The sequence below is a fragment of the Halomonas sp. genome, from assembly GCF_031581305.1.
Taxonomy (GTDB): Bacteria; Pseudomonadota; Gammaproteobacteria; order Pseudomonadales; family Halomonadaceae; genus Halomonas.
The window spans coordinates 1-3,736 of the sequence record NZ_JAVLBC010000260.1; the positions used below are offsets into that span (position 1 = coordinate 1).

A 3,736-nucleotide genomic window follows, 5' to 3' on the forward strand; every position below is an offset into this window, starting at 1 on the left:
CCGTAAGATCCTTGGCCCCCTGGGGGTTCTTGAAGCTTAAAGCTTACGGCTTACAGCTTTTCTCACGGTCAATGCACCATGGTTCTCACTTAGCACCGATCCTGCCCATGCTATCGAACATCCGCATCGTCCTCGTCCAGACCTACCACCCCGGCAATATCGGCGCCTCGGCCCGAGCCATGAAGACCATGGGCCTGACCAACCTGGTGCTGGTCAATCCCCGGCAGTTCCCCGACCCGGAGGCCTCGCGACTGGCCGCGGGGGCCGAAGACCTGGTGGAGGGGGCCCAAGTGGTCGGCTCGCTCGAGGAGGCGGTTTCGGATTGCGTCCAGGTGGTGGGCGCCAGTGCCCGGCTGCGCAGCCTCCCCCTCCCCCACTTCGACGAGCCGGACGAGATGGCCCGGGAGCTGGTGGACGAGGCCAGCCATGATCCGGTGGCGCTGGTGTTCGGTCGTGAGCGCTACGGCCTGACCAACGACGAGATCCGCTGCTGCAGTCATCAGGTGAGCATCCCCGCCAATCCCGACTACGGCATCCTCAATCTCTCCCAGGCAGTGCAGGTCCTCGCCCACGAGCTCTTCACCGCCTGGCGGCGTCGTCCCGACAGCGGTTACCGCTCACCGCGGCCGACGCAGGAGCGCCAGCCCTCACGCGAGCAGCTCGGCCATTTCCAGGCCCATCTCTCACGGGTCATGCAGCGCAGCGGCTTTATCAACCAGCCCCATGCCCGCACCGAGGCCCAGCTCGAGGCCCTGTTCGCTCGCGCCCGACCGAATCGCAAGGAACTCTCGCTGCTGCGCGGTCTGCTGGCCTCCCTGGAGAACCACCTGCCCGAGACGAGGCATGAGCGATGAGGAAGCCGAACAGCGCCATCATGCGCATACAGCGCGAAGACCATCGAGACCCATGCCAGCGACCGGCCCACCATCACCAGCACCGCCATGATTACTGCATTCATCACAGCCTTCCCGAACAAGGAGTTGGATTGAGACGAAACGGCGCAGGGTTCTCCCAGAAGGCGGGATGAACTACCGGCACGCCCTCGCGATGTCATGCCACCGTCACTTGACCATCACGCGGTTGTCATGGAAATCGGCGATAACATCGGGGACAGGCAAGGGACACTGCCATGCAAGTCGCCAGGGACGCGAGGGGGCAGGAGGCCCCCAGAGGGAAAATGGCATCGGGACGATGTCCAGGGAGGAGAGACATGCCGCCACGACCCCCGCGTCGTGGCGTTTTTCATGGGCGACGTTCCGGGGATGCCCAGCCGGGAATGCCCTCGCGTATCCGGCGGGAGAAGTCGTAGGCATCATGGGCCTCCCGGGCGCGCTGGGTAATATCCCCCCGCCGACGCAGCTCGTGCAGGGAGTAGCCGGGGACCAGCCCCCCATGGTCATGGATGTAGCCCGGCAGCAGGCCGCTGAGCAGCAGGCGGTGGTCCATCGGCAGCCCCTCGACAATCCGCCGCATCATGGCGAACATCAGGGTCGTGCAGTTGGCAGTGATGGTGTGGTAGAACCGCGGCTCGCAGGCCAGGTCGTTGGCCGCTGCCACCAGGGCCAGCAGCAGATCGCGACGAGCCTCGGGCGCAAGGGTGACATGGTAGAGGGTGACCCGCTCGCCCCGCACGTTGCTGCGCAGGCGCACGGCGTCGCGCTCGTCGGCGGCGATGATCGCCAGCTCGTACTGCTTGAAGAAGCCGCCGATCTCCGAGAAGCGCTCATGGCGCTCGCGCCGCACCTCCACCGAGAAGGCCACGAAGTCCTCCTCGGCCGCCCCCCCAGCGGAAAAGCCGAAGGAGACCAGCACGTGGGCGATACCCGGCCGACCCCAGTTCGAGACAAACAGATCCACCGACTGAAGGCGACGCAGGTCGTAGGTCCGGCGCTCCCAGCCCCCGCTGGCCTCATGAGGTGTGTGCCAGTCGAAGTGGCGCACGTGATGGAGGGTCAGCCGGTGCCCTTCGACGTCTCCCGTGGCCAGATAGGCAACGTCGTCGGCCCAGTCCAGATCCGCGGCCGGCCGCAGGCTGCGCCACCAGCCCAGCAGCGCCATCATCTGCATCGTCATGGCGGCAAGCGGCCCCAGCCGGGCGCCCTGCCAGGCCAGCCATAGCCAGGCGACACCTGACAGCAACCAGAGCCCCACCACCAGCCAGCGACCGCATGGTGGAAGCGCCGCGCGATACCCCAGGGCCAGTGCTCCCCAGAGAGTGGCGAGCAGCAGCACCAGGCGCAGGATGCCATCCAGCAGGGCCATGATCATCGTCGTCCTCGCGAGGCAAATAACGCGAAGCTACCACGACCGGCAGGGCCGGATGTCAACCTGAACGGCCGAAAGCTCAGACGCCGGTCAGCCAGCCGGCGAAGCCCTGCAGGTCGTCGCCGAGCGCACCACGGGTGACCCGGTGATAGAGCCGCTGCAGCCGGGCGGTCAACGACGACTCGGCGATAGGCTTGTCGGGCGGCGGCGCCCCGGCCCGGGCGCCGATGTGCCGACCATCGAGCTCGCGCAAGGGCAACAGCTCGGCCGCGGTGCCGGTGATGAAGGCCTCGTCGGCGGTATAGAGCTCATCTCGGGTGATGCGCCGTTCGCGGACCTCGATGCCCAGCACCTGGCGGGCCAGGCGGATCACGCTGTCGCGGGTGATGCCCTGCAGGCAGGAAGTCACCTCCGGGGTATGCAGCACGCCGTCGCGCAGCAGGAAGACATTGGCCGCCGAGGCCTCGGCGACGTAGCCCTCCGGGTCGAGCATGATCGTCTCGTCGAAGCCCGCCTTGACGGCGGTATTGAGCGCCAGCATCGAGTTGACGTAATGGCCGTTGGTCTTGGCCCGGCAGAGGCTGATGTTGACATGGTGGCGCGCCCAGGAGGAGGTCAGGGCGCGCAGGCCGATCGACGCCGCCTGTGCCGAGATGTAATCGCCCAGGTCCCAGGCGGCGATCATCACATGCGTGGTGAGCCCCTTCGCTCTGAGCCCCAGGCCCTCGGCACCGAAGTAGACCGTCGGCTTGAGATAGGCGTTGGTCAGGCCATTGTGCACCAGGCACTGACGCTGGGCCTGAATCAATGTTTCATCATCAAAAGGTAACGGTATATCGAGGGCATGGGCGCTATCCAGCAGCCGACGCGTGTGCTCCGCCACCCGAAACAGGTGCGTGCCACGCGCGCCCTCGTAGGCACGCACGCCCTCGAAACAGCCCATGCCGTAGTGCAGGGTATGGGTCAGCATATGGGTGCGGGCGTCTCGCCAGGGCAGCCACTCGCCGTCGTGCCAGAGCCAGCCGTCGCGGTCATGGAGCGGTGTCATGGGCCTGAGTTCCTGTCGTGAAAGAATCGGTCATCGAAAACGGGCTCAGAGACGGCCGGCCGCGGCCCAGGCCGCGCGCCAGCCGTCGATCAGCTCGCGCTGATGGGGCTGCAGGGCCTGGTAGGGCCAGGCGGCGATCTCCTCGTCCTGGGGATCGGGCACGGTGATGTCACTGTCGGCCAGGACCTGGACGACCGCGTGACCGCACAGCGGGACATACCCTTCCGAATACCCCCCTTCGTGGACCATCACCAGTCGGCCGTGGCAGCGGCGCTCGGCCAGCTCGCGGACCTGGCGGGTCATGCGCGCGAAGGCCGTGCTGTTGAGCAGCATCTTGCCCAGCGGGTCCTTGGCGCAGGCGTCATAGCCGCAGGCCACCACGATCAGGTCGGGCGCGAAGGCCTCGATCGCCGGCAGCACCAG

Annotated in this window: 3 protein-coding genes and 1 pseudogene; 1 reads left to right on the forward strand and 3 read right to left on the reverse strand. The window is 66.8% G+C overall.

Going from position 1 to position 3,736, the window contains the following annotated elements; translation table 11 throughout:
- Positions 1 to 107 precede the first annotated feature (107 nt).
- Positions 108 to 854, forward strand: a complete 747-nt coding sequence (locus RI841_RS15330; protein WP_310706498.1) for an RNA methyltransferase — start codon at positions 108 to 110, stop codon at positions 852 to 854.
- Between the two features lie 388 nt (positions 855 to 1,242).
- Here RI841_RS15330 and RI841_RS15335 read toward each other — a convergent pair whose 3' ends face one another.
- The 3 genes and pseudogenes from RI841_RS15335 to RI841_RS15345 form a co-directional block, all read right to left on the reverse strand.
- Positions 1,243 to 2,262 carry a DUF4105 domain-containing protein gene (locus tag RI841_RS15335; RefSeq protein ID WP_310706499.1) on the reverse strand — a complete coding sequence of 340 codons (1,020 nt, stop codon included), beginning with the start codon at positions 2,260 to 2,262 and terminating at the stop codon, positions 1,243 to 1,245.
- An 82-nt stretch (positions 2,263 to 2,344) separates the two neighbouring features.
- Positions 2,345 to 3,313 (reverse strand): branched-chain amino acid transaminase, encoded by a 969-nt coding sequence (locus tag RI841_RS15340; protein WP_310706500.1) that lies wholly within the window; start codon positions 3,311 to 3,313, stop codon positions 2,345 to 2,347.
- A gap of 45 nt (positions 3,314 to 3,358) precedes the next feature.
- Positions 3,359 to 3,736 (reverse strand): annotated as a pseudogene (locus RI841_RS15345) (class II histone deacetylase); the annotation flags it as partial.